This is a genomic window from Nocardiopsis salina YIM 90010 (genome assembly GCF_000341025.1).
Lineage (GTDB): Bacteria > Actinomycetota > Actinomycetes > Streptosporangiales > Streptosporangiaceae > Nocardiopsis > Nocardiopsis salina.
The window spans coordinates 1-22,607 of record NZ_ANBF01000241.1; the positions used below are offsets into that span (position 1 = coordinate 1).

21 protein-coding genes and 2 pseudogenes are annotated in these 22,607 nt (G+C 71.4%); 17 read left to right on the forward strand and 6 right to left on the reverse strand.

The genetic code is table 11. From position 1 onward, the window contains the following. Positions 1 to 504 (forward strand): hypothetical protein (locus D474_RS30175; protein ID WP_017616446.1); only part of this gene is annotated, 504 nt, incomplete at its 5' end. A gap of 50 nt (positions 505 to 554) precedes the next feature. Further along, a complete protein-coding gene (locus D474_RS0126195) occupies positions 555 to 959 on the forward strand; it encodes an NUDIX hydrolase (RefSeq protein WP_017616447.1) in 405 nt (134 codons plus the stop codon). A gap of 87 nt (positions 960 to 1,046) precedes the next feature. Here the strand turns inward: D474_RS0126195 and D474_RS34165 are convergent. Further along, positions 1,047 to 1,553, reverse strand: a pseudogene (locus D474_RS34165) (GNAT family N-acetyltransferase); the annotation flags it as partial. On the opposite strand from D474_RS34165, the gene D474_RS32470 reads away from it, so the two are divergent. Beyond that, positions 1,452 to 1,703 (forward strand): hypothetical protein, encoded by a 252-nt coding sequence (locus D474_RS32470; RefSeq protein ID WP_161628713.1) that lies wholly within the window; start codon positions 1,452 to 1,454, stop codon positions 1,701 to 1,703. The pseudogene D474_RS34165 and the gene D474_RS32470 overlap by 102 nt on opposite strands. A 254-nt stretch (positions 1,704 to 1,957) precedes the next feature. Here D474_RS32470 and D474_RS0126205 read toward each other — a convergent pair whose 3' ends face one another. Continuing rightward, the gene (locus tag D474_RS0126205) at positions 1,958 to 2,962 is read right to left on the reverse strand and encodes an MBL fold metallo-hydrolase (protein ID WP_026118813.1); all 1,005 of its coding nucleotides are present in this window, start codon (positions 2,960 to 2,962) and stop codon (positions 1,958 to 1,960) included. 759 nt (positions 2,963 to 3,721) lie between these two features. On the opposite strand from D474_RS0126205, the gene D474_RS0126210 reads away from it, so the two are divergent. Further along, complete coding sequence (locus tag D474_RS0126210) at positions 3,722 to 4,174, forward strand: single-stranded DNA-binding protein (protein ID WP_017616450.1); 453 nt, start codon at positions 3,722 to 3,724, stop codon at positions 4,172 to 4,174. A 97-nt stretch (positions 4,175 to 4,271) separates the two neighbouring features. Here the strand turns inward: D474_RS0126210 and D474_RS0126215 are convergent, their stop codons facing one another. From D474_RS0126215 to D474_RS0126230, 4 genes are all read right to left on the reverse strand, one after another. Then, on the reverse strand, positions 4,272 to 5,279 hold the full coding sequence (locus D474_RS0126215) for an HAD-IIA family hydrolase (RefSeq protein WP_026118815.1): 1,008 nt from the start codon (positions 5,277 to 5,279) through the stop codon (positions 4,272 to 4,274). 119 nt (positions 5,280 to 5,398) lie between these two features. Beyond that, positions 5,399 to 6,199 carry an aminoglycoside N(3)-acetyltransferase gene (locus D474_RS0126220; RefSeq protein WP_017616452.1) on the reverse strand — a complete coding sequence of 267 codons (801 nt, stop codon included), beginning with the start codon at positions 6,197 to 6,199 and terminating at the stop codon, positions 5,399 to 5,401. Beyond that, on the reverse strand, positions 6,163 to 7,443 hold the full coding sequence (locus D474_RS0126225) for a DUF1015 family protein (protein WP_017616453.1): 1,281 nt from the start codon (positions 7,441 to 7,443) through the stop codon (positions 6,163 to 6,165). The genes D474_RS0126220 and D474_RS0126225 overlap by 37 nt, the downstream gene beginning before the upstream one ends. Positions 7,444 to 7,475: 32 nt before the next feature. Further along, entirely contained in the window at positions 7,476 to 7,829 is a 354-nt protein-coding gene (locus tag D474_RS0126230; RefSeq protein WP_017616454.1) for an SCP2 sterol-binding domain-containing protein, read from the reverse strand. 209 nt (positions 7,830 to 8,038) lie between these two features. On the opposite strand from D474_RS0126230, the gene D474_RS0126235 reads away from it, so the two are divergent. From D474_RS0126235 to D474_RS30190, 13 genes and pseudogenes are all read left to right on the forward strand, one after another. Next, positions 8,039 to 8,761 carry a coiled-coil domain-containing protein gene (locus D474_RS0126235; RefSeq protein WP_017616455.1) on the forward strand — a complete coding sequence of 241 codons (723 nt, stop codon included), beginning with the start codon at positions 8,039 to 8,041 and terminating at the stop codon, positions 8,759 to 8,761. A gap of 69 nt (positions 8,762 to 8,830) precedes the next feature. Next, complete coding sequence (locus tag D474_RS32890; RefSeq protein ID WP_017616456.1) at positions 8,831 to 8,998, forward strand: hypothetical protein; 168 nt, start codon at positions 8,831 to 8,833, stop codon at positions 8,996 to 8,998. Positions 8,999 to 9,019: 21 nt separating this feature from the next. After that, positions 9,020 to 9,820 carry a TlyA family RNA methyltransferase gene (locus D474_RS0126245; RefSeq protein ID WP_026118816.1) on the forward strand — a complete coding sequence of 267 codons (801 nt, stop codon included), beginning with the start codon at positions 9,020 to 9,022 and terminating at the stop codon, positions 9,818 to 9,820. A gap of 142 nt (positions 9,821 to 9,962) precedes the next feature. Further along, on the forward strand, positions 9,963 to 10,889 hold the full coding sequence (locus D474_RS0126250; RefSeq protein ID WP_017616458.1) for an NAD kinase: 927 nt from the start codon (positions 9,963 to 9,965) through the stop codon (positions 10,887 to 10,889). Positions 10,890 to 10,968: 79 nt separating this feature from the next. After that, a complete protein-coding gene (gene recN / locus D474_RS0126255) occupies positions 10,969 to 12,678 on the forward strand; it encodes a DNA repair protein RecN (RefSeq protein WP_017616459.1) in 1,710 nt (569 codons plus the stop codon). A gap of 124 nt (positions 12,679 to 12,802) precedes the next feature. Beyond that, positions 12,803 to 14,008, forward strand: coding sequence for a putative cytokinetic ring protein SteA (gene steA, locus D474_RS0126260; protein WP_017616460.1), 1,206 nt, complete (start codon positions 12,803 to 12,805; stop codon positions 14,006 to 14,008). Further along, a complete protein-coding gene (locus tag D474_RS0126265; RefSeq protein ID WP_017616461.1) occupies positions 14,005 to 15,060 on the forward strand; it encodes a copper transporter in 1,056 nt (351 codons plus the stop codon). Before steA ends, D474_RS0126265 begins: the two co-directional genes overlap by 4 nt. Positions 15,061 to 15,126: 66 nt before the next feature. Continuing rightward, positions 15,127 to 15,627, forward strand: a complete 501-nt coding sequence (locus D474_RS33995) for a hypothetical protein (protein WP_051051131.1) — start codon at positions 15,127 to 15,129, stop codon at positions 15,625 to 15,627. 76 nt (positions 15,628 to 15,703) lie between these two features. After that, positions 15,704 to 16,786, forward strand: a complete 1,083-nt coding sequence (locus tag D474_RS0126275) for a glycosyltransferase family 4 protein (RefSeq protein ID WP_017616462.1) — start codon at positions 15,704 to 15,706, stop codon at positions 16,784 to 16,786. 296 nt (positions 16,787 to 17,082) lie between these two features. Continuing rightward, positions 17,083 to 18,099, forward strand: coding sequence for a TerC family protein (locus tag D474_RS0126280; RefSeq protein ID WP_017616463.1), 1,017 nt, complete (start codon positions 17,083 to 17,085; stop codon positions 18,097 to 18,099). Between the two features lie 332 nt (positions 18,100 to 18,431). After that, positions 18,432 to 21,253: pseudogene (gene uvrA / locus D474_RS30185) on the forward strand (excinuclease ABC subunit UvrA). A 145-nt stretch (positions 21,254 to 21,398) separates the two neighbouring features. Continuing rightward, on the forward strand, positions 21,399 to 22,007 hold the full coding sequence (locus tag D474_RS0126290) for an RDD family protein (protein ID WP_017616464.1): 609 nt from the start codon (positions 21,399 to 21,401) through the stop codon (positions 22,005 to 22,007). A gap of 71 nt (positions 22,008 to 22,078) precedes the next feature. Continuing rightward, positions 22,079 to 22,381 (forward strand): hypothetical protein, encoded by a 303-nt coding sequence (locus D474_RS30190; RefSeq protein ID WP_017616465.1) that lies wholly within the window; start codon positions 22,079 to 22,081, stop codon positions 22,379 to 22,381. The last annotated feature ends 226 nt before the right edge of the window (positions 22,382 to 22,607 follow it).

Sequence of the window (22,607 nt, forward strand, 5' to 3'; positions counted from 1 at the left end):
GACAGCTTCCTCGCCGTCATGGCCGACTGCGAGCGCGGGCTCGGGCGCCCCGAGCGTGCGCTGGAGATCGCAGACGACCCGGCGGCCGGCGAGCTCGACGCAGCCGAGCGCATCGAACTGCGCATCGTCGCTTCCGGTGCCCGCCGTGACATGGGCGACCCCAAGGCCGCGCTGGCCGAGCTCCAGATTCCGGAGCTCAAGGAGCGCCGGGCCCGCCCGTGGGTGGCACGTCTCTTCTACGCCTACGGCGACGTGCTCGCCGAGCTCGGCAAGGAGGACGATGCCCGCGAATACTTCGCGCGTGCCTCCTCCGTCGACCGTGAGGGTGTCACCGATGCCGACGAGCGCCTCGCAGAGATCGAGGGCGTCGAGCTCGTCGATGTCGATCTCGAGGACGGCATCATGTGGACGGACGCCGAGGACCCCGCCTCCGATGAGGACGAGGCACCCGTCGGCAACGACCGCAACCATGCCTCCGAGGGCGGCGACCGGGAGCGCGGCTGAGCGCCGAACCCACCCCACCGCCGGGCGACTCGCCGCTCGGCGGTGCGGTCGTGCACCTGGAACAGCTGCCCGAACACCACGACTCCGTCGTTTGCCTGACGTACCGGGGTGACCGGCCTCTCTTGGTGCGGCACCGGCGAAGGGGATGGGAATTTCCCGGCGGACACGTCGAACCGGGCGAGACCCTGTGGCGGACCGCCCGGCGGGAGGCGCTGGAGGAGGCCGGTGCGATCCTCGGCGAGCTTCGCCTCGTCGGGTACTACGTGCTCTCCGACGGCCACGTCACCGTCGTCACACAGGCGCAGGTCGAGTCCTTGGCCCCGCTCACCGGCGAGTTCGAGACGGTCGAGGCACGCGATTTCGACCGCCTGCCCGGCGACGACGAGCTCTCGTGGGGGGACGGGATCTACGCCCACCTGATCCGGGCGGCCGGTCTGCCCGGTGCGCCCGACTGATCCCTCGGCCTGGCCCTCGGGGCGGGCGAGGGTGCGCTCCGCACCCACGACCCTGTATCCCAGCCCGGTGTTGACCGCCAGCATGGGCGCGTTCGCGTCGTGGTTGCCCGTATAAGCAAACCGGATACCGCGTTCCCGGGCACGGTGCAGCGCGGTGGTCTTGGCCAGGCCCGCCAGACCTCGGCCGCGGTGCGCGGCCGAGGTCCCGGTCATCTGCGACTCCATCCTGGTTCGCCCATCGCTCACATAGGCGGTGAAGCCCACCACCTCGCCCCCCACCAGGACCGCCGTGCTGATGTCCCGGTCCGCGAGGGTGGGGCCACACGCTGTCCAGCCATGCGGCGTACGACATGAAGGGTTCCGGCCTGCGTTCACCGGGCTCGTCCCCGGTGGCCTCCCGGTCGACCTCGTACAGGGGACGCGGGTGAAGGGGAGCAGCTCCACCCCGTCGGGGACCGGTCGGGGTTCGGGCAGGGAACGCAGGTCCAGCCCTTGGATCCGGTGTTCCTCCACGTTCTGCGTGTAGCCGTGGTCGTGCACGAACGAGGCCAGGAGGGAACCCCCGGCCTGGACGGCGTCGTCGGCCACCTCCACGCGTACGGCCGTGGCCCCGTCCGCACGGGCCGTGCGTTCGGCCTCGTGCAGCAGTGCGGCGCGGACCTCCATCGGGTCACGCTGACCTTCCCGCACACTCAGGAGGGTGATGTAGGCCTTGACCTGTCCGGTCTCGTCAGGGGTGCGTAGCGTGAGGACTCGGACGAACCCCACCGGGGCGCTGTGTCCGTCCACGGCCAGGAGCTCCCGGTTGACGAACTCGGGGTGGGGGTGGCCGGTCCGCCACCGCATGGATTCCTCGGTGAGCACCATGCACGGGAAGGCAGAGGTCACCAAGGGCAGGACGCGGGGGCCCATGGGCCGCACCGTGGAAGTCATGGGCGAGAGCTTAGGCCGGGTCGGGGCCGGAAGCACGGGGTTTTCGTCGGCCCGGCACGGGAGGGTCAGGCCTCGCGTTCGCGGCCGGCCCGCTCCGCTTCGGCCTGCTCCTGCTCCAGACGGTCCAACCAGTGCATGATCCCGCCGACGTTGGCCTCGGGACCGGCGAGGATGTCGAGCACGGCCGCGGCCTCTTCCGAGGCGTCCGGAGGCAGCGGCCGGTAGCGCGAGACGACCTTCTCCTTGACCATCGCGACGGCGTGGTCCAGGTCGCCGTCGGCGGCGTAGGACTCCCGCACCGTCTCCACCCACAGGCGCAGCTCGGACTCGGCCCGGTCGATGGTCTCCGGTACTGCCTCAACCGCCCCGAAGTGCGAGAACATCAGGCGCTGCGGCTCGATGTCGCCGAACAGGCGCAGGGTGCGCAAGCAGGCGTCCAGGTCGAAGTCGGGCGGGGGCGTGGCCGGGCGGACGTCGCCCGTGAGGGGGTTGTACACACCCAGGGCGTCACCCACGTAGAGGTCCCCGGTGAGGGTGTCGACCAGGCCCATGTGGTGCTTGGCGTGGCCGGGAGCGTAGTGCGAGACGAGCTTGCGGCCCGCGCCCAGATCGATCTCGCCGGTCTCGGCGACCGCGCGGATACGTTGCCCTTCGGTGGGGCGCATCTGGCCGAACAGGGTCTCCAGGCGCTCCCCCCAGACCAATTTCGCGCTGGCCATGAGGCGGCTCGGGTCGGCGAGGTGGCGGGCACCGCGCTCGTGGACCACGATCTCGGCGTTCGGGAAGTGCGCCGCCATGTCGCCGGTACCGCCTGCGTGGTCGAGGTGGATGTGGGTGACCACGATCGTGGCCAGGTCCTCGGGTGCCAGCCCCAGGCGCACGACAGCGTCGCGCAGGACACGTGCGGATCCGGCGGTGCCGACCTCGACGATGCACGGCCGTTCGGACCGGATGAGGTAGCTCGACACGACACCGGGATAACCGGCGAGCATCGTGTCGATGGCGTAGATGTCGTTGCCGAGCGGGACGATCCCCTCCGGCAGTCCGTTCACGTCCACGTCGTCGTGCACGGCAGGCACCCCTGTTCTACGGCGTCTTCGGGACTTCGACTCTAGAGCTTGTTCGGCGAACACCGATGACCTGCTGCGCGGCGCCCCAGCGGCACTCTCGCGGCGTTCTCATCGGTCGACGGCACGTCCAGGCCGACTCCTTCTTCGGCCTTGCGACAGCACCACTGCCTGCGCCCACCCGTCACCCGCCACCGCCCTCGACGGACGCCTGGCGGCGCAGTAGCCGACCGGAGCAACGGAAGGCGTCCACCAACAGACCCTAGAACAGAGCGTTCGGTCCACGGTGGTCCGGGTCACCCGGGCTGTCCACAGGTGGGGATCCGGGTCTTTCTTCCACGCCCGGTCCCGGTGAATCTGGAATCGGCGCACCCGCCCCGTTCGGGATCACCCCCGGCCCAGCGGTGTGCCGTCCCCGTCACCCACCAACCGGGAGATCCCATGCCAGACCGCTGCACGTTCGGCCCGTTCTCCGGTCCCGTACCGCTCCAGCACCCCACACTGCCGCCCTACAACGGCCATGCCCCCGACCGGCGCCCGCTTCTCTCCGGTGCCGAGGCGTCGCTCGCCCGCGCAGCAGGCCCGCCCGGATCCGCTGATGTTTCCGGCCCCGGCCCGAGTGCCCGCAGGGGAGAGGATGCCCCACACGCTTCGCGCGGCATGTCCCGTGAGAATGCAGCCCCCGTAGGAACCAGGCGGGGTCGGCGGTCCGGGAACGCGCCGGGTTCCGGTCGCGACCGTTCACCCCTGTCGAAGGCGGAGGTGCCGGAGAGCAGTGGCGGTGACACCGACGTACGCGGGTCCGCCGCTACGGTGCAACAGGAACCGGCCGGAGATCCCGCCGAGGACCGCCCCGCGGACGGCGAACGCGTGGAGTGCGAGCACCACAACGAGGTCGGTCTCGCGGGCCGCATCACCGCCGAGCCCCGGTTCCGGGAACTGCCCAGCGGCGACCACCTGGCCACGTGGCGCATCTGTGTCACCCGGGACCCCTCGACGCGGTTCCGGGGGCGCGGGTTCGACTCCATCACCTGTGTGAGCTTCGACCAGGCCCTCCACGGGGAACTGCGGGGCTGGCGCCTGGGCGACGTCGTCGACGTCCGTGGCGCGCTGCGGCGGCGCACCTGGCGCGGGGTGAACGGGCGCCGGAGCGTGTGCGAGGTGGAGGCCACGTCGGTGCGATTCGTGCGTGCCCGACGGAAGGGGGAACGCTGACATGTCCGTGTACACCCGCGGGGGAGCGGCGGTGCTCAGGTCCCTGCTCGAGAGCCTGCAGCGCCGGCGCCGCGTCACGCGCAGTGCGGGGCGGTGCTCACCACCCGAGACGGGACAACGCCGCATGCACGCTCGTGCCGGCGGGGTCGACGCCGGGGTGGCCCCACACGGCCGCGCACAGCGCACGCAGCCCGTCCAGGCGCTCCCCGGATCCGGAGAGCCCCACACCGGAACCGTCGACCGTGACGGCCCAACCCCGGCAGAGTACGGTGGTGCCCTCGTGCTCCACCGCGGGGTGGGCCTTGTTCATGCCCGAGACGTCCCAGGCCAGGTAGTGCGGGCGCTGGTGCTCGGGCGCGGCCAGCACCTCGGCGGGTGTGGCCACCCCGGACAGCACGAGCATGCCTGCGGCCCCGTGGGTGACGGCACCCTCGATGTCGGTGTCGAGGCGGTCACCGACGATGAGCGGGTTTCGGGCACCCGTGCGCAGCATGCCCTCCTGGTGCAGCGGACGCATCGGTTTTCCTGCCACGACCGGGTCCACCCCGGTGGCATGCGTGATCACCTGGACGAACGCACCGTTGGCGGGGGTGTTGCCCCACTCGCTCGGCGCGGTGGCGTCGGCGTTGCTGGCGACGAAGAACGCACCACGGGCGACAGCGAGCACCCCCTGGTCGAGCAGGTCGCGCGCCATGGAACGCGAGTATCCCTGAACGACAGCGACCACCGACCGGGAGTCGACGGTGACCGGGCGCATCCCGCTGCGGTGCACGGCCTGGCGCAGGCCGGTGTCACCGATGACGAGGACCTCCGAGCCCTCCGGGTAGCGCTCGGCGATGAGCCGGGACGCGGCCTCGGCGGAAGTGACCACGTCCTGTGGAACGGCCTCCACCCCGAGGCCGGTGAGGTGCTCGGCGATTCGTCCGGGCGTGCGCCCGGCATTGTTGGTCACGAACGCCACCTCCGCGCCGGCCGCGCGGGCCTTATCGACCGCCTCGGGCGCGGCCGGAACGGCGTTCGGGCCGACGTAGACGACACCGTCCAGGTCCAGGAGCATCGCGTCGTGGATCTCGTCGAGGGGGCGTTCGGAGGCGCGCAGCGTCATGGAGGCGGACCCGTTCATGATGGTCGTGGCAGGAGACGCCCCCAGGTTATGGGCAGGCCCCGGCCCCGGCGTCTAGCGGGTGGGTCCGCCAGGGGTGGGCTGCGTCGCACGGGCGGAAGTCAGGGCCGTGGCACGGTGCGGTGGCGCCGCATCCACTCGGCGGCGAAGTCCACGGCCTCGGCCATCGGGAACAACCGGGCCGTGGCGGTGCCCACCGCGCCCACGGTGACGTGCTGTGCCTGTTCGAGGGCCATACCGATACCGGTGAAGTCCCGCTCGTCCAGCGCCACGTCGGTGTACTGCGTCCACACCCGCTTCCCGGAGGCGTCCAGCACCGGCGCACCGCAGGTCATGCGCGAAGAGACGGGGATCCGGTACTCGGCGAGATGGAACGCGGTGCACGTGGCGTACCCGGTGCCGAGGAAGAGTACCTGCGCGCCGGATCCGGCCATGCGTCCCAGCGGGGAGTCCGGTCCCAGGCCGTCCTCCAGCGGGTGGGGCTCCATGAGCTCGCGCGCCCGTGCTCCGAGCGCGGCGAAGGACACCTGCGGATGGGCGCTGCGCACGGCCCCGGGCCAGGTCCGCAGCTGCTCGGGCACCCGCCCCATTCCGGCCGTCGGGGTCACCGCCGGATCGTAGGCGGGCATGTGCTCGCGTATGGTCTGCCACCACGACTCGGGAACCGGCGGGTTCTGCCACCCCGCGGGGTCGGAGTACTCGCCGCTCTGGGTGGGCACCACCACGGTCCCCGTATGGCCCACCGCGTCGGTCAGGGCCTGCACCACCGCGGGGACACCGCCGCACACCCAGCCCAGCGATTTCAATGAACTGTGGACGAGCACGGTGCTGCCCGGGGCGAGCCCCAGGCCGGTCAGGTCGGAGGTCAGTGACTCCCGTGTGCAGAGGGTTCGGTCGGCCATGGCTCCTCGGGGGGTCGGTCCAACAGCCGCATGACCAGGCCGGTCCGGGGTTTGGGGCCGAAGGACGTGGACTTTCGGGGGGTGAGCTCGCCGTGGTCGGCCACGGCATAGACCTGGTCCACGGACAACGATGGCACGATCACCGCGGTTCCGCTGTCGCTTCGGGCAGCCGCCACGGCTTCGTCGGCGCTGTCGTGCACCATGCGGACCCGGTCCTCGGCCACACCCCACAGCGGAAGCAGCACCTCGTGCAGGACGGAGGTGGGCAGGTTGCGCCACCGTCCGGACCGGCCGGGCATATGCGTGGCCAGCAGTGCCGCGTCGAAACCGTGCACCAGGTGGGCGCCGCCGTCGGGGCCGGCCACGACCACGGACGGACCCTCGGCGCCCCGAACGGTGAGTGCGGTGACCGGTTCGACCGTGGCGACCTCGCGGGCGAGCTCCAGAAGGCGGTCGGTGTCGGTGCGGGGCAGGACCCGGTGGATCGCTCCCAGGTGCGGCGGGTGGGTGTCGCTGTCCACCAGCAGCGCCAACCCTCGGCGCCACCCCGGGTCCGACTCGGTGCGGTGCAGCTGCCGGTAGGCGGCGTAGCGGTGGGGGCCGTCGGCGATCAGGGCCGAGCGCTCGGCCAGGTCGGCGCGCACTTCGGCGATGGTCGCGGGGTCGGTGAGCGCCCACAGGCGGTGTTCGGCCCCGTCGGCGGTGCCGGTGGTGAGCAGGGGTTCCTGGTCCGGGTGTTCCGTGGTGCGGGAGGCTGCGCCTCCGGCGCCGCGGTAGACGAGGAAGATCGGTTCGAGGTTGGCGCGGGCGGCCCGCATGAGCCGGAAGCGGTCCTGGACCGGGGCCTCGGCGACGTCCTCGTGCGGGCGGACGGGGGAGTTCAGGCCCAGTGCCCCGACGAGGCCGCGCTGGCGCGCACCGCCTATGGTGATCTGCTCGTACACGTAGAGCGCCGGCCCAGGGTCCTGGGTCAGCACCCCGTCCCGCACCCACCGGCGCAGCAACGCGGCGGCGGCCCGGTACCGGGGATGGGTCTCCCGGGTCAGTTCGAAGGGCAGCGTCACGCGGGCGGCGTTGTGGGGGTCGGAACGCTGCAGGTCCCGTGCCTCACGCGCGTCGGGGACGTCGTAGGGCGGGGCGAGGAGGCGGGAGACGTCGACCTCGTCGTCGATGAAGCGGTCGACGTCGGGAGCGGCGTAGCGCAGACCCCGGAAAGGAGCCAGGTCGAGACCGTGGACAGACATCCCAGAACGTTACCCGGGCGTGGACGGTGCGCTCACCCGAGCAGCGAACGCATGCGCAACATGTCCCCCAGGGAGGCGTTGACCTTGACACGGCGCGTGGCCAGGGCGAGCTTGGCGCTGAGGCGGTCCTCGGCGATCGCGACGAGGTCGTCCCCGCCAACGGTGACGGTGACCTGCGAGGGGGAGCCGTCCGTTCCGCTGGGATGGTGCACGATGTCGGCCAGGCCCTCCGAGGTGAGCCGGAGCCGGAACGTGGTGTCCAGGTCGGGCACGACCACGGCGATGCTGCGCTCGTCGATGCGGCGGGCCCGTTCCTGCCGTGGGTGCTCGAGGATGCGCTGGTTGACGAGGGCGAAGCCGTCGAGGCAGGCGTCGATGCTGCTCATGAGCTCATGATGCCTCAACCGGTGTGAAACGGGGGGCTTCCGTGGCCAAGGTGACGAAGTAGAAGACCTCTGTGGTTCCCGTGCCGCGGCCTCGGCCGCACCGGTAGCGTTGTGGCCGGATCCCCCGTAAACGCGCGAGTTCCGCCCCGCTCCTCGTGCCGCCTGTGATCCTGCCTGCAACCTCACGCGCTCCAAGGAGTAACGCCACCATGGTCGTCGACGCGGTACGCACCTATCTCGATGCCGCCAATGGCCTCACCGAACTCTCCCGCCGCGATGCCGTCGCCGCGGCCCGCGCGCTGTTGCGCACCGACCAACGGTCCGCGGGCGCGGCCGCCGGGGCCGAGGGCGAGTCCGCCCCACGGGTGGGACAGAGCATCCAGGTGCTGGCCGGTGAGCTCATCGAGACCAGCCAGGCCAACCGGGCCGCCATCGCCGACCTGGTCCGGGAGGAGGTCGGCCGCCAGCTGGAGACCATGGACGTGGTCCCACGCAGCGAACACGAGCGCCTGTCCCGCCGGGTCGCCGAGCTGGAACGCCGCTTGGCCGCCCGCCACGCCGTCGAGCGCGCGCTGTCCGTGGACGCCTCCGCCGGCCCGCAGCCCTCCGAACCGGTCGCGGCTCCCCAACGGGAGGCCGGCGCCGAGGCCCGCGACACCTCTGCGGACGAGCAGGCCCCGGAGACCACCGACCGATCCGCGCAGGCCGACACCGAGACCGGCACCGAGGCCGACCCCGGGAGCGAACCCGGGGCCGACACCGGGCAGTCCTCGGGCGAGACGTCCGGGGCCGAGCCCGCCGAGGAACCGGCCAAGGCCTCGGGTGGTGGCGCGTCGGGCCAGGCCAAGTCCGGTTCCAAGTCCGGGAAGGCCAGGACGACCAAACCCAGGTCGACCGGCAAGCGCACCACCAAGGCCAAGACCAAGAAGTAGGACCGGCCGCGCGCGCTTCCACGGGCGATACAGTCGGGTCGATCCGCAGCCGCAGACGGGGGAGAGGTCATGGAACCCGCCGAGTTGGCCCGACGTACGCTCGAGGCCACAAAGGAACGCCTGGCCGAGCTGGATGAGCGCCCCACCGCCGAACACGTGGAGGTCTTCGACAGCCTCCACCGGGAACTCTCGGCGGTGCTGGGCTCTCTGGACCAGGAGACCGACACCGCGCGGTGAGCGCCGGTACCCTTGGTGACCATGGCAAAACGTAGTCGGCTCGACGCCGAACTGGTCCGCCGCGGGCTGGCCCGTTCCCGCGGTCACGCGGCCGAGATCATCGAGACCGGGTCGGTCAAGGTCGCGGGGATGGTGGCTTCCAAGGCCGCGTCCCAGGTCGGCACCGACCAGCCCATCGTCGTGCGAACCCCTTCCGACGAGCCTCCCTACGTCTCGCGCGGGGCCCACAAGCTCCTCGGTGCCCTGGACGCGTTCTCCTTCGACGTCTCCGGCCGTCGCGCCCTGGACGCCGGCGCCTCCACCGGCGGGTTCACCGACGTGCTCCTGCGCCGCAACGCCGCCCGCGTCACAGCGGTCGATGTCGGGTACGGGCAGTTGGCCTGGGCCCTGCGCAGCAACGACCGGGTCCGGGTCATGGAACGTGTGAACGTGCGCGAGCTGACACCCGAACAGATCGGTGAGCCCCGTCCCGACCTGGTGGTGGGCGACCTGTCCTTCATCTCCCTCACACTGGTGCTCGGGCCGCTGCGCGAGTGCGCCGCTCCCGACGCCGACTTCGTGCTCATGGTCAAGCCGCAGTTCGAGGTCGGCAAGGAACGTGTGGGAGCCGGCGGTGTGGTGCGCGAACCCGATATGCGGGGCGAGGCGGTCACCGCCGTGGCCGACCACGGGCACACGCTGGGTCTCGGTGCGGTCGACGTCGCGGCGAGCCCGCTGCCCGGACCCTCGGGCAACGTCGAGTACTTCCTGTGGATGCGTGCCGGGGCCGGCCCCCTGGACCCGGCAGTGCTGGCCCGCGCCATCGAGGAGGGCCCCCGGTAGGGGCGACACACCTGCAGGGGCGCGTACGGACGCGTCCGGATCGCGTGGCAGGGCGCCCGGGTGGTTGGGTAACGTGTCCCGGCCGAGGGACCCGGGTGCGGGCACCACTCCCTCGCAGGGAGACAACGTTGAGGGGACGGCGATGACCAGGGGACGCAGTGTTCTCCTGCTGGCCCATACCGGTCGGCCCGCGGCGCTGCGCAGCGCCCAGCTCGTGCACGACAGCCTCACCCGTGAGGGTCTGAACGTGCGCATGCTCAAGGACGAGGTGGAGGAGCTGGCCCAGGCCGGGTTCGAGCTCACCCCGGTCGAGGCGGTGGAGGACGACGATGCCGCGCGGGGGGTCGAACTCGTCATGGTCCTGGGCGGTGACGGAACCCTGTTGCGCGCCGCTGAGCTGGCCCGCCCCGCCGGGGCCCCGCTGCTGGGGGTGAACCTGGGACACGTGGGTTTTCTGGCCGAGGCCGAACGCGAGGACCTCGGTGAGACCGTGCGCAGTGTGGTCGAGCGCGACTACGCCGTCGAGGAGCGCATGACCCTGGACGTGGCGGTCTTCCACAACGGCCGCAACGAGGGCACCCCGTCGGCCCGGACCTGGGCGCTCAATGATGCGACCCTGGAGAAGGGCGACGCACGGCGGGTCCTGGAGACCATACTGGAGATCGACGGCCGTCCCCTCTCACGCTGGGCGTGTGACGGTGTCGTGTGCGCGACCCCCACCGGTTCGACCGCGCACGCGTTCTCCGCCGGAGGCCCCGTGGTCTGGCCGGACGTGGACGCCCTCCTCGTGGTCCCGCTGAGCGCACATGCCCTGTTCGCACGGCCTCTCGTGGTCGGTCCGCACACGTCGGTGGCCTTCGAGGTGCTGCCCGAGACGGTGCCTGGGGTGCTGTGGTGCGACGGACGGCGTATGGTCGAATTGCCCGCAGGGGCACGAATCGAGATCACCCGTGCCGATACGCCGGTCCGGTTGGCCCGCTTGCACCGGGCCCCGTTCACGGACCGACTGGTGGCCAAGTTCGGCCTGCCGGTCGCAGGATGGCGCGGCAGGGGTGAGCACGGCCGCTGACCGGGGAGCACTCCCTGGCACGCCGTGCACGCGTGTGTACGCGCGTGGACAGTGGCGTCGACAATCAGGAGAGGGATCGGTGCTCGAAGAAGTCCGTATCCAGGGACTCGGGGTCATTGACGACGCCGTCCTGGAGTTGTCACCGGGGCTGACCGTGGTCACGGGTGAGACCGGCGCCGGTAAGACCATGGTGGTCACCGGGCTCGGTCTGCTCTTCGGAGGTCGTGCCGATCCGCAGCGCGTACGTCCCGGGGCCGAGCGTGCCTCCGTCGAGGGGCGCTTGACAGTTCCGGAGGACGGCCGGGTGGCCTCCCGTGTCTTCGAGGCCGGCGGCGACATCGACGACGACGTACTGATCCTGACGCGCGCGGTCTCCGCGGAGGGGCGTTCGCGGGCCACGATGGGCGGGCGTTCGGCCCCGGTGAGCCTGCTGTCCTACCTCGCCGACGACCTCGTGGCGGTGCACGGCCAGTCCGACCAGCAGCGCCTGTTGCGCACCGACCGGCAGCGTACGGCCCTGGACCGGTTCGCCGGGGACGGGTTCGCCAAGGAGCTCAAGCGCTATTCCGCGGCCTACCGGCGCCACCGGGAACTCGCGGGGGAGCTCGAGGAGATCGTCGAGCGGGCCCGCGATCGCGCTCAGGAGGCGGACATGCTCCGGTTCGGTGTGGAGGAGATCGCCGCGGCCGAACCCCAGCCGGGCGAGGACGCCGAACTCCTGGCCGAGGAGACCAGGCTGGCCCACGCGGACGGTCTGCGCATGGCCGCCACCACTGCCCACGAGGCCCTGGCCGGCGACCCCGCCTCGGACGTGGAGGTCGACGTGGCGGCGCTGCTGTCGGCGGCCCGGAGCGCGGTCGCTGCGGTGCGTGAGCACGACGCCGAGCTCGCAGCGCTCGGCGACCGCCTGGACGAGGCCTCCTACATCCTCACCGACGCCGCCACGGAGCTGGCCTCCTACGCCGAGTCGGTCGACGCCGACCCCGCCCGCCTGGCCGAGATCCAGGAGCGCCGGGCACTGCTGACCCAGTTGAGCCGCAAGTACGGCGAGACCACCGACGACGTGTTGGCCTGGTCGGAGAACGCAGCCAAGCGCTTGGCCGATCTGGACGGCGACGACGACCGCATCGAGGAGCTGCGCGCGGAGACCGAGGAGCTGCACACCGCGATGTCGGAGTCGGCCCGGGAGCTGACCCGGTTGCGCGAGGAGGCCGCCGAGCGCTTCGGCGACGCCGTCACCGAGGAACTGACCGCACTCGCCATGCCGCACGCGCGCGTCAGTGTCCGCATCACGACCGGCGAGGAGTTCGGGCCGAACGGGCTCGACGAGGTCGAACTCCTGTTGGCCCCGCATCCCAGCGCCCGTCCGCTCCCCCTGAACAAGGGCGCCTCCGGCGGTGAGCTCTCGCGCGTGATGCTGGCCATCGAGGTGGTCTTCGCCGGCGCCGACCCTGTGCCCACGTTCGTCTTCGACGAGGTCGACGCGGGCGTGGGTGGCAAGGCCGCTGTCGAGATCGGCCGCCGCCTGGCCCGTCTGGCCCGCCGCGCACAGGTCATCGTGGTCACCCACCTGCCGCAGGTCGCCGCGTTCGCCGACGCGCACCTGGTGGTGGAGAAATCGACCGAGGGCCTGGTCACCGAGAGCGGTGTGGTGCGCTTGGACCGCGACGGCCGGGTGCGGGAGCTGTCTCGGATGCTGGCCGGCCTGGAGGACTCCGAGCTGGGCCGGGCCCACGCCGAGGAACTGCTGAGCAACGCCGACCCCGAACGGGCACTGCCCGCCGCCTGACCCCGAGTCGCGCCCGGCACGTCCGGGCGCGACATCCTGCTGTCGGGCCGGTCCGGATTGCCCCGAACCTCCTGTCCGACCATGTAACTACTGCGGGTGATCGCATAATGGCATTATGCGATCGATGAACGTATCGGATGCGCTCAGCACCACGGTCCTGCGGTTGCGCCGCACGCAGGTGGTGGCACCCACGGGGGCGGAGGCGCCCGTTCGGGCCGACCGCCGCACCAAGAACCTGACCAAGCGCCTGCGGCCCGGCGACATCGCCGTCATCGACCACGCCGACCTCGACCGCGTCAGTGCCGAGGCGCTCGTCGCCTGCGGTGTCTCGGCCGTGGTCAACGTCGCCCGCAGCATCAGCGGCCGCTACCCCAACCAGGGGCCCGAACTCCTCGTGGGCACAGGCATCCCCCTGGTCGACGACACCGGCCCCGAGGCCCTCACCCGTGTACGTGAGGGCGAACTCCTGCGCCTGGAGGGGGACACCCTCTACCGCGGTGACGGACCCGTCGCCCGCGGCACCGTGCAGGACCACGGATCGGTCGAGGCCGCCATGGCCACCGCCCGCGCCGGCCTCTCCACCCAGCTGGAGGCCTTCGCCGCCAACACCATGGCCTACCTCCAGCGCGAACGCGACCTGCTGCTCGACGGCGTCGGGATTCCCGCCATCGACACCGACATCGGGGGACGCCACGTCCTCATCGTGGTGCGCGGATACCACTACCGCGAGGACCTCGCGGCTCTGCGCCCCTACATCCGGGAGTTCCGCCCCGTCGTCATCGCCGTCGACGGAGGGGCCGACGCCGTCCTCGAGGCCGGGCTCCGGCCCGACATCATCGTCGGCGATTTCGACTGCGTCTCCGACCGCGCGCTGTCCGGCGGCGCCGAGCTGGTCGTGCACGCCTACCGCGACGGGCGCGCACCCGGCATGGACCGTCTCGCCGACCTCGGCCACCGGGCGGTCGTGTTCCCGGCCACCGGCACCAGCGAGGACGTGGCCATGATGCTCGCCGACGGCTCCGGTGCCGACCTCATCGTCGCGGTCGGAACCCACGCCACCCTCGAGGAATTCCTGGACAAGGGCCGATCGGGGATGGCCAGCACCTTCCTGACCCGGCTGCGGGTCGGCGGCAAGCTCGTCGACGCCAAGGGGGTGAGCCGCCTCTACCGTTCCCGGATCTCGCCGTGGGCGTTGACCGGACTGGTCGCCGCGTGCCTGCTCACCATCGTGGTCGCGGCCGTCAGCTCACCCGCGGGGCAGGTCTACCTGACCTTTCTCGCCGCGCGTTGGGACACCTTCTCCTACTGGCTGACGGGGCTGTTCACGTGATCGACTTCCGCTATCACCTTGTTTCCATCATCGCGGTGTTCCTGGCGCTGACGGTGGGGCTGGCCCTGGGGTCCACCATGCTCCAGGACCCGCTGTTGGACACCCTCGAGTCCGAGACGGCCGAGATGCGCGGTCAGAGCGAGGACCTGCGCACCCAACGCGACGTGTCCGAACGGCTCGGCAACGGTGCCGACGAGATGGTCGACGCCGCCGCCGGGGACCTGCTCGAGGACCGACTCCTGGACCTGGACGTGGTCACCGTCGCCGCCCCCGGGGCCGACGAGGACACGTCGGCCTCCTTGGACCGGCGCATCGAACAGGCCGGGGGCGAGCCGGCCGGCAGGGTCGAGCTGTCCGAGAAGTTCCTGAACGAGGGTGAGGAGACCTTCCTCGACGAGCTCGCCGTGCAGGTCTCACCCGAGGCCGCCGAGCTCGCGGGCAGCCCCCACACCAAGGCCGGAACCGAGCTCGGCCGCGCCCTGGCCTCCTCCGGGGGCGGCCGGAGCTCAGACGGCGACGGGTCGGACGCCGACGCCGAGCCCGCCTCCGACGACACCGGTGAGGACAGCCACGACGCCGAGGCGGCTCTGTCGGCCTTCACCGAGGCCGAGCTGCTCACTGTCACCGGCGACCCCGTCGAGGGCGCCGACGCGCTCGTCGTGCTCGCACCCGGGGAGGAGGCCGGCGGGCAGGGCTCCGACAGCGAGGCCACCGGGGCCGCGCTCGACACGCTCACCGAAGCGCTGCACTCCGAGGTCGGGCCGACCGTGCTCGCCGGGGACCCCTCCTCGGCCGACCACGGCCACATGCTCGCCCAGGTCCGTGAGGGGCAGACGCCCTACAGCACCGTCGACGTGGCCGGACGGAGCGTCGGAGACGTGGTCACCGTCCTGGCGCTGTCGGCCGAGGTCCAGGGCGACGGCGGCTCCTTCGGCATCGGGCAGGGGACCCAGGGGTTCCTGCCGGACCCACTGCCTGCGGCGCTGGAGGACGGCGGCGAGGTGCGGGACATCGACGACGAGGCGCGCCGCACCGTGCGGGACGGGGGCTGAGGCCCGTGCCGGTCCTGCACCCCTGCGTCCCGGCTACGCAGCATCGGCCACGGTCCGGCCGGGGGCGTGATCGGGGCTGTGGCCGCCCGTGCCGCCTACGCCGTGCTCACCCGCCCCGGCCCCACCGTCCGTGCGCTCCTGCGCCGCGCCCGCGCCGTAACCGGGTCGGCTGACCGCCCCGAGGCCCGGCGGTGCAGCAACTTCCGCGGCCGTACCGTCACCCTGCAGGAGGGGCCCGCTCTGGTCGGCGGGACCTGCGCGGCCGTCGCGGTCTGCCCCTCCCTCGCCCCGCTGGTCTCGAGCCTGGCCGTCGTCGGCTTCTACCTGGCCTTCGTCCCACTGGCTTCCGAACACCGCCAGGATCTGTCCGGGCTGCCCCTGGCCACCGAACTCGTGCTCTCGGCCGGCACGACCGTCGGCGTCGCCGCCCTGTTCCTCACCGTCATCGGGGGCAGCGGTCTGGCGGCCGTCGCGCTCTTCGCGGTGGTCGCCGCCCTGGTCGACCGCTCGGCTCTGCGCGCGCTCCGGGGCCGGACCACTGCGCGGCGCCAGGAGGAGCACCGGTGACCGGCGTGCCCCCACCAGCGGGCGGGCGGCATCCGGGTAGGCAGGATCCAGGGACCGAGAGCGCAGAGGGGGAGCGGTGAACGCCAGGATCGCGCTGGTGGTGGGGACCAGCAGTGGGGGGTCGGGACGGCACGTGCGCTCGCTCGGGGTTGAGCTTGCCGCACGCGGACACCAGGTGGCCGTGCTCGGCCCCGCAGAGACCGAAAGGGACATCGGCTTCACCCGGGCGGGGCTGCGTTTCGCCCCGGTTCCCATCGGTGCCGCCCCGGACCTGGGGGACACCGGGTCGGTCCTGCGGTTGCGCGCCCTGCTGCGCAACGCCGACATCGTGCACGCCCACGGGGTGCGCGCCGGGGCCCTGTGCGCCCTGGCCGGGGTCGGCCCCCTCGTCGTGACGGTGCACAACGCCCCGCCCGCGGTCACCGGTGTGCGCACGGCGATCCATCCGCTCCTGGAACGCATCGTCGCCCGTCGCGCCGACGTGTGCCTCGGGGTCTCCGGTGACCTCGTCGAACGCCTCACCGCCGCCGGGGCCCGGGACACCCGCCCGGCGGTCGTGGCCGCCCCGTACGTCGGCAAGCCCCTCAACGGGCGCGAGCACACCCGCGCCGACCTGGCCGTGCTGCCCGAACGCCCGCTCGTGCTGACCATCGGGCGCCTCGTCGAACAGAAGGGCCTGGACACCCTGTTGGCGGCGGCCCCCGCCATCGCCGACCGCGTTCCCGACCCCGTCATAGCCCTCGCCGGAGACGGACCGCTCTGGGGGAGCCTGCACGACACCGCCGCCGAGATCGACGCCGACGTGCGCATGCTCGGCCACCGCACCGATGTGGCCGACCTCCTCGCCGCCGCCGACGTGTTCTGCCTCACCAGCCGGTGGGAGGGGCCCTCCCTGGTGATCATGGAGGCGCTGCGTGCCGGACTCCCCGTGGTCTCCACCCGGGTGGGCGGCATCCCCGACCACTACGCGGGCACTGTGCTGCTCGTGCCCCCGGACGACCCGGAGGCCTTCGCCGCCGCCGTGGGACGGGTCCTGGACGACGACCACCTCCGCGCCGACCTGCGCACACGGTCCGGTGAGGCCGCCGAGGCCCTGCCCACCGAGGAGGACGCCGTGCAGGCGGCACTCGACGTCTACGCGGGCGTCGCGCGGTGGTGAGGCCCGCGTGGCCCGGTGGAGCGATGGATGCCACCCGCCCACGACTTCCTCGGAGAGGCATTTGATGGCATGCTTGGGGTCGGCCGACGGCCATTGCCCCCGGTGGGCTGTGCCGTGGCCGCTTTTTTGACGCGAGGGGAGTATCCCTACCGCGGCGGCGCCGTCATCACGGAGCACAAGGACGTGTTCCCGGTTCCGCCGGTCCGAGCCCATGAGGCCAGGACGGGAGAGACCTCCGGCTGTTCGTGGTGCGTGCACAACGCTCGCACGCACTCAGACCGGAGGAGTAGACGTCCGTGAACGTTCCCTTGTGGGTATGGGTCGCCACCATCGGCGCGATGGTCGCGATCCTGGTCCTTGACCTCATCATCGTCGACCACCCCTGGAGCAAGAAGAAGGGCCCGAGCGAGTTCGGGACCCGCCAGGCAGCGTGGTGGGCGGCCTTCTACATCGCCATCGCAGTGGTCTTCGGGCTCGGTGTCATGTACTTCGGCGGTGCCACCGCCGGTGCCGAGTACTTCGCCGGGTTCGTCACCGAGAAGAGTCTGAGCATCGACAACCTGTTCGTGTTCTACCTGCTCATCGGCGCGTTCGCCGTTCCGCGCAGGTACCAGCACGAGGTCCTGCTCGTCGGCATCGTCATAGCGATCGTGATGCGCGGCTTCTTCATCGTCCTGGGCGCCCAGGTCATCAACGCCTGGAGCGAGGTCTTCTACCTCTTCGGCGTCCTGCTCATCTGGACCGCGTACAAGATCGTGCGCGACCACGTGAAGGGCGGGGAGGACCAGAAGGACTTCACGCAGAACCCGGTCGTGCGCGGTGTCAAGCGCTTCTGGCCGGTGACGGAGGACTACCACGGCGCCAAGATGACCGTGAAGTTCGACGGGGTCCGCTACATCACCCCGATGCTGCTCGTGATCGTCGCGATCGGCGTGATCGACCTGGTCTTCGCGGTGGACTCGATCCCGGCGATCTTCGGCCTGACCCAGGACGCCTACATCGTCTTCACCGCCAACGCCTTCGCCCTCATGGGCCTGCGCCAGCTGTACTTCCTGCTGGCCGGCCTCATGGACCGCCTCGCCTACATCAGTTGGGGCCTGTCGGCGATCATGCTCTTCATCGGTGTGAAGATGATCCTGCACGCACTACACGAGAACGGTGTGCACGTGCCCGAGGTCGGCATCGGCCTGTCCCTGACCGTCATCCTCGGCGTCATGACGGTCACCGTCGCGGGCAGCCTCCTCAAGACCCGTGTCGACAAGCGGGGCGAGGCCGAGCTGGAGAGTTCCGAAGCCTCCTCCGGCCGTTCCTGAGCACACGGGGCGTCGCGGATCCGACGCGGCGCCCCGTGCCGGCTGATTTCGAACGGGTGTTCGTCTATAGTGGCGGTGCTCCTCGCGGTGACGCGGTCGGGGCGCCGTCACTTCCCGTTCAGGAAGAAAGCGTCGTCCCCCGTCGTTAGTCTGGTCGGACGGACCACAGGCGCGTCACCCTCCATCCGCCCGCACGGCGACCGGCCCGAACCAGCTGCTCGCGCGGGCACCTCACGGGGCAGTTCGACCGCCGTGCCGTCATGCCACACGGGCCGGCCGTCGCCGCGGCGAGCCCGCCTCCCGTGCGCTCAAGCCGAAGGATGTCTCACTCGATGGTCGAACAAAACCTGGTCGTGCAGGGAGCCCGCGAGCACAACCTCAAGGACGTCTCGCTGGAGCTGCCGCGCGACTCCATGATCGTGTTCACCGGCTTGTCCGGTTCGGGCAAGTCCTCCCTGGCCTTCGACACGATCTTCGCCGAGGGACAACGGCGCTACGTCGAGTCCCTGTCGGCCTACGCCCGGCAGTTCCTGGGCCAGATGGACAAGCCCGACGTCGACTTCATCGAAGGACTCTCCCCGGCGGTCTCGATCGATCAGAAGTCGACCAGCCGCAACCCGAGGTCGACCGTCGGTACCATCACCGAGGTCTACGACTATCTGCGCCTGCTGTGGGCACGCGTGGGAACGCCGCACTGCCCCGAGTGCCGGCGTGAGATCGCGAGGCAGAGCCCGCAGCAGATCGTCGACCGGGTCCTCGACATGACCGAGGGCACCCGGTTCCAGGTCCTGGCGCCGGTCGTGCGCGGCCGCAAGGGCGAGTACGTGGAGCTCTTCAAGGACCTGCAGACCAAGGGCTTCACCCGCGCCGTCGTCGACGGGCAGGCCGTGCGCCTGGACGAAGCGCCCAAGCTCGGCCGCTACGACAAGCACGACATCTCCGTGGTCGTGGACCGCCTCGCGGTCAAACCCTCCTCGCGCGGGCGCCTCAACGACTCCGTCGAGACAGCGCTCAAGCTCGCCGGTGGCACCATCGTGCTCGACTTCGTGGACGTGCCCGAGGGCGACCCCGGCCGCGAGAAGGTCTTCTCCGAGCACCTGTACTGCCCCTACGACGACCTGTCCTTCGAACAGCTCGAACCGCGCTCGTTCTCCTTCAACGCCCCGTACGGAGCCTGCCCCGACTGCTCGGGGCTGGGCACCCGCATGGAGGTCGACCCGGACCTGCTGGTGCCCGACCCGGCCAAGTCGCTGTCCGAGGGCGCCATCGCGCCGTGGGCGAGCGGACCCAACACCGGATACTGGGAGCGCATCCTGCACGCGGTCGCCGATGCACTCGGCGTCACCATGGACACCCCCTGGGAGGACTTGCCCCGCAAGGCACGCAAGGCGCTGTTGGAGGGCCACAACACCCAGGTGCACGTCAGCTACCGCAACCGGTTCGGGCGGACGCGTTCGTACTACACCGACTACGAGGGCGTCATCCCGTGGGTGCGGCGCCGCCACGCCGAGACCGAGAGCGAGTTCAGCCGGGACCGCCTCGAGGGCTACATGCGCACCGTTCCCTGCCCGACCTGTGAGGGCACGCGCCTGAAGCCGGTCGTGCTCGCGGTGACGGTGGGCGGCAAGTCCATCGCAGAGGTCGCGCAGATGGCGCTGTCCGACAGCGCGAAGTTCCTGCGCGAGCTCCAGCTCTCCGACCGGGACATGGTCATCGCCGCCCAGGTGCTCAAGGAGATCAACGCCCGGCTCGGCTTCCTGCTCGACGTCGGCCTGGACTACCTCGACCTGGCGCGGGCGGCCGGATCGCTCTCGGGCGGTGAGGCCCAGCGCATCCGTCTGGCCACCCAGATCGGTTCCGGGCTGGTCGGCGTGCTCTACGTGCTCGACGAGCCCTCCATCGGCCTGCACCAGCGTGACAACCACCGGCTGCTGGAGACCCTGCAGCGGCTGCGCGACATCGGCAACACCCTCATCGTGGTCGAGCACGACGAGGACACCATCCGCTCCTCCGACTGGGTCGTGGACATCGGCCCGGGCGCGGGCGAGCACGGCGGGCACGTCGTGGTGTCGGGGAAGGTACCCGATCTGCTGGAGACGCCCGACTCCTTGACCGGCGACTACCTCACCGGACGGCGTACCATCGCGGTGCCCCCGGTGCGGCGGGCGCCCNCGTGGTCAAGGGCGCGCGCGAGCACAACCTGGAGGGCATCGACGTCGCTTTCCCCCTGGGTGTGTTCACGGCTGTGACCGGGGTGTCCGGTTCGGGCAAGTCCACGCTGGTCAACGAGATCCTGTACAAGGCCCTGGCCAAGGAACTCAACGGCGCGCGCGACGTTCCCGGCCGCCACCTGCGGGTGAACGGGACGGGCAAGGTCGACAAGGTCGTGCACGTGGACCAGAGCCCGATCGGGCGCACGCCGCGGTCGAACCCGGCCACGTACTCGGGCGTCTTCGACCACATCCGCAAGCTGTTCGCGCAGACCACGGACGCCAAGACGCGCGGTTACCAGCCCGGGCGCTTCTCCTTCAACGTCAAGGGCGGCCGGTGCGAGTCGTGCTCCGGCGACGGCACGCTCAAGATCGAGATGCAGTTCCTGCCCGACGTCTACGTGCCCTGCGAGGTCTGCCACGGCGCCCGGTACAACCGGGAGACCCTCGAGGTGCGTTACAAGGGCAAGAACATCTCCGAGGTGCTGGAGATGCCCATCACCGAGGCGCTGGAGTTCTTCGAACACATCGGGGCGATCCGCCGCCACCTGCAGACCCTGGAGGACGTCGGCCTGGGTTACGTGCGCCTGGGACAGCCGGCCACGACTCTGTCCGGCGGTGAGGCCCAGCGCGTGAAGCTGGCCGCCGAGCTGCAGCGCCGTTCCACCGGCCGCACCGTCTACGTACTGGACGAGCCGACCACGGGCCTGCACTTCGAGGACATCCGCAAGCTCCTGAGCGTGCTGGACCGGCTCACCGACAGCGGGAACACCGTCATCGTCATCGAGCACAACCTCGACGTCATCAAGACCGCCGACCACATCGTCGACATGGGGCCCGAGGGCGGCTCCGGCGGCGGCCAGGTCGTGGCCGAGGGCACCCCGGAGGAGGTCGCGGCCGTGGCCGAGTCCTACACCGGGCAGTACCTCGCCAAGATGCTCTGATCCGTGCCCGTCTGCGACCCCCGCGGCCTCGGCCGCGGGGGGCGACCCCGTGCCGGGCTCCGCGGCAGGTCGGCTCGGTAGAGTCGGGTCGACAGGCCCTGCCCCGCACACAGCCCCTCGGCCCGACCGGAGGTCGCCCCCGACCATGAACGTCCCTCCACCGGAACAGAACCGGCCCACCGGAGGACAGCAGCCGCCCCCGCGCAGTGATCCCCACGGCGAGGCGGTCGGACACCGCTACGGCCTGGCGCTCTGGCACCACCGCCTGATGGCCCGCGGCCTGGACCTGGCCGCGGTCGGGGTGCCCGCGCTGCTGATCGCTCTCGTGGCGTCCCTGGCCTGGGTCGGGACCCAGATGGTCTTCGGTGGATCCACCCGGCACCTGGACGAAAGGTTCCCGGTGCTGCTCGTGGTGGTCTTCTTCCTGCTCTACACCGGGTACGAGGTCGCCGCCCTGTATCGGAGCCAGCAGACCTACGGCCGGGCGCGCATGGGTCTGCGCCTGGCCCCGGCCGCCGGGGCCGGGCGGCTGGGCCCGTTGCGGTTGGCTGCGGTCATGGTGCGTTCGGCCTTGCCGGTGTTGCCGGTGCTGTTCCTGGTGATGCCGGTCTGGGTGTGGCTCCTGTGTCTGACGGCGGTCGTTTTCCTGTGCGGCGCGGTGGCCGCCTGGGACCGCCCGAACCGGCAGGGTCTGCACGACAAGATCGCCGGGACCGTCGTGCTGGACGTCTCCGCGCCCGTGCGGCCCGCGTGAGGGCGGGGCCCTGCCCTCACGCAGGCTGTACTCAGGGGATTCGCACGCGCGCGCCCTGTTAATGTCCCGGTATGGACACCCCCGAGCCGACCGAGGTCATTACCGGCTGGATCCCGCACGATGCCCGCTGGCACACCCCCGCCCGGACCGCAGCTCAGAACGGGCTCGATCCGCTGCGCCGCTATGTGACAGAGCTCGTCCTCCACCACCGTGACGGTGGGGCCGCCCTGACCGACGAGGGAGATGTGCGCTCCATCGACGCGGTGGTGGAGGACCTGGGGGCACTGGGTCTGACCGGTGTGGACTGGTGCCGGGTCCGCGACTCGCTGCTGCTGCCCGCCGGCGCGCTCGGCGGCCGGGGACAGCAGGACTGACGCGGGTTCGCCGCGGACGCAGGTCAGCGCCCGGCCGGCTCGGGGCGGGGAACGACAGGCCCGCGGCCACCAGGGCGAAGACGGCCGAGGCCGTCGTCGAACGAGAACGCCTGGGTGGCGATCATCGCGAGCGGGGGCACGGCCGTGACCGCCTCGAGGCGGTCACGGCCGTGCCCCGAGCGAGGGGCGGCTCTTGCCCACGAGCGCGGCCGACACGACCACCGGC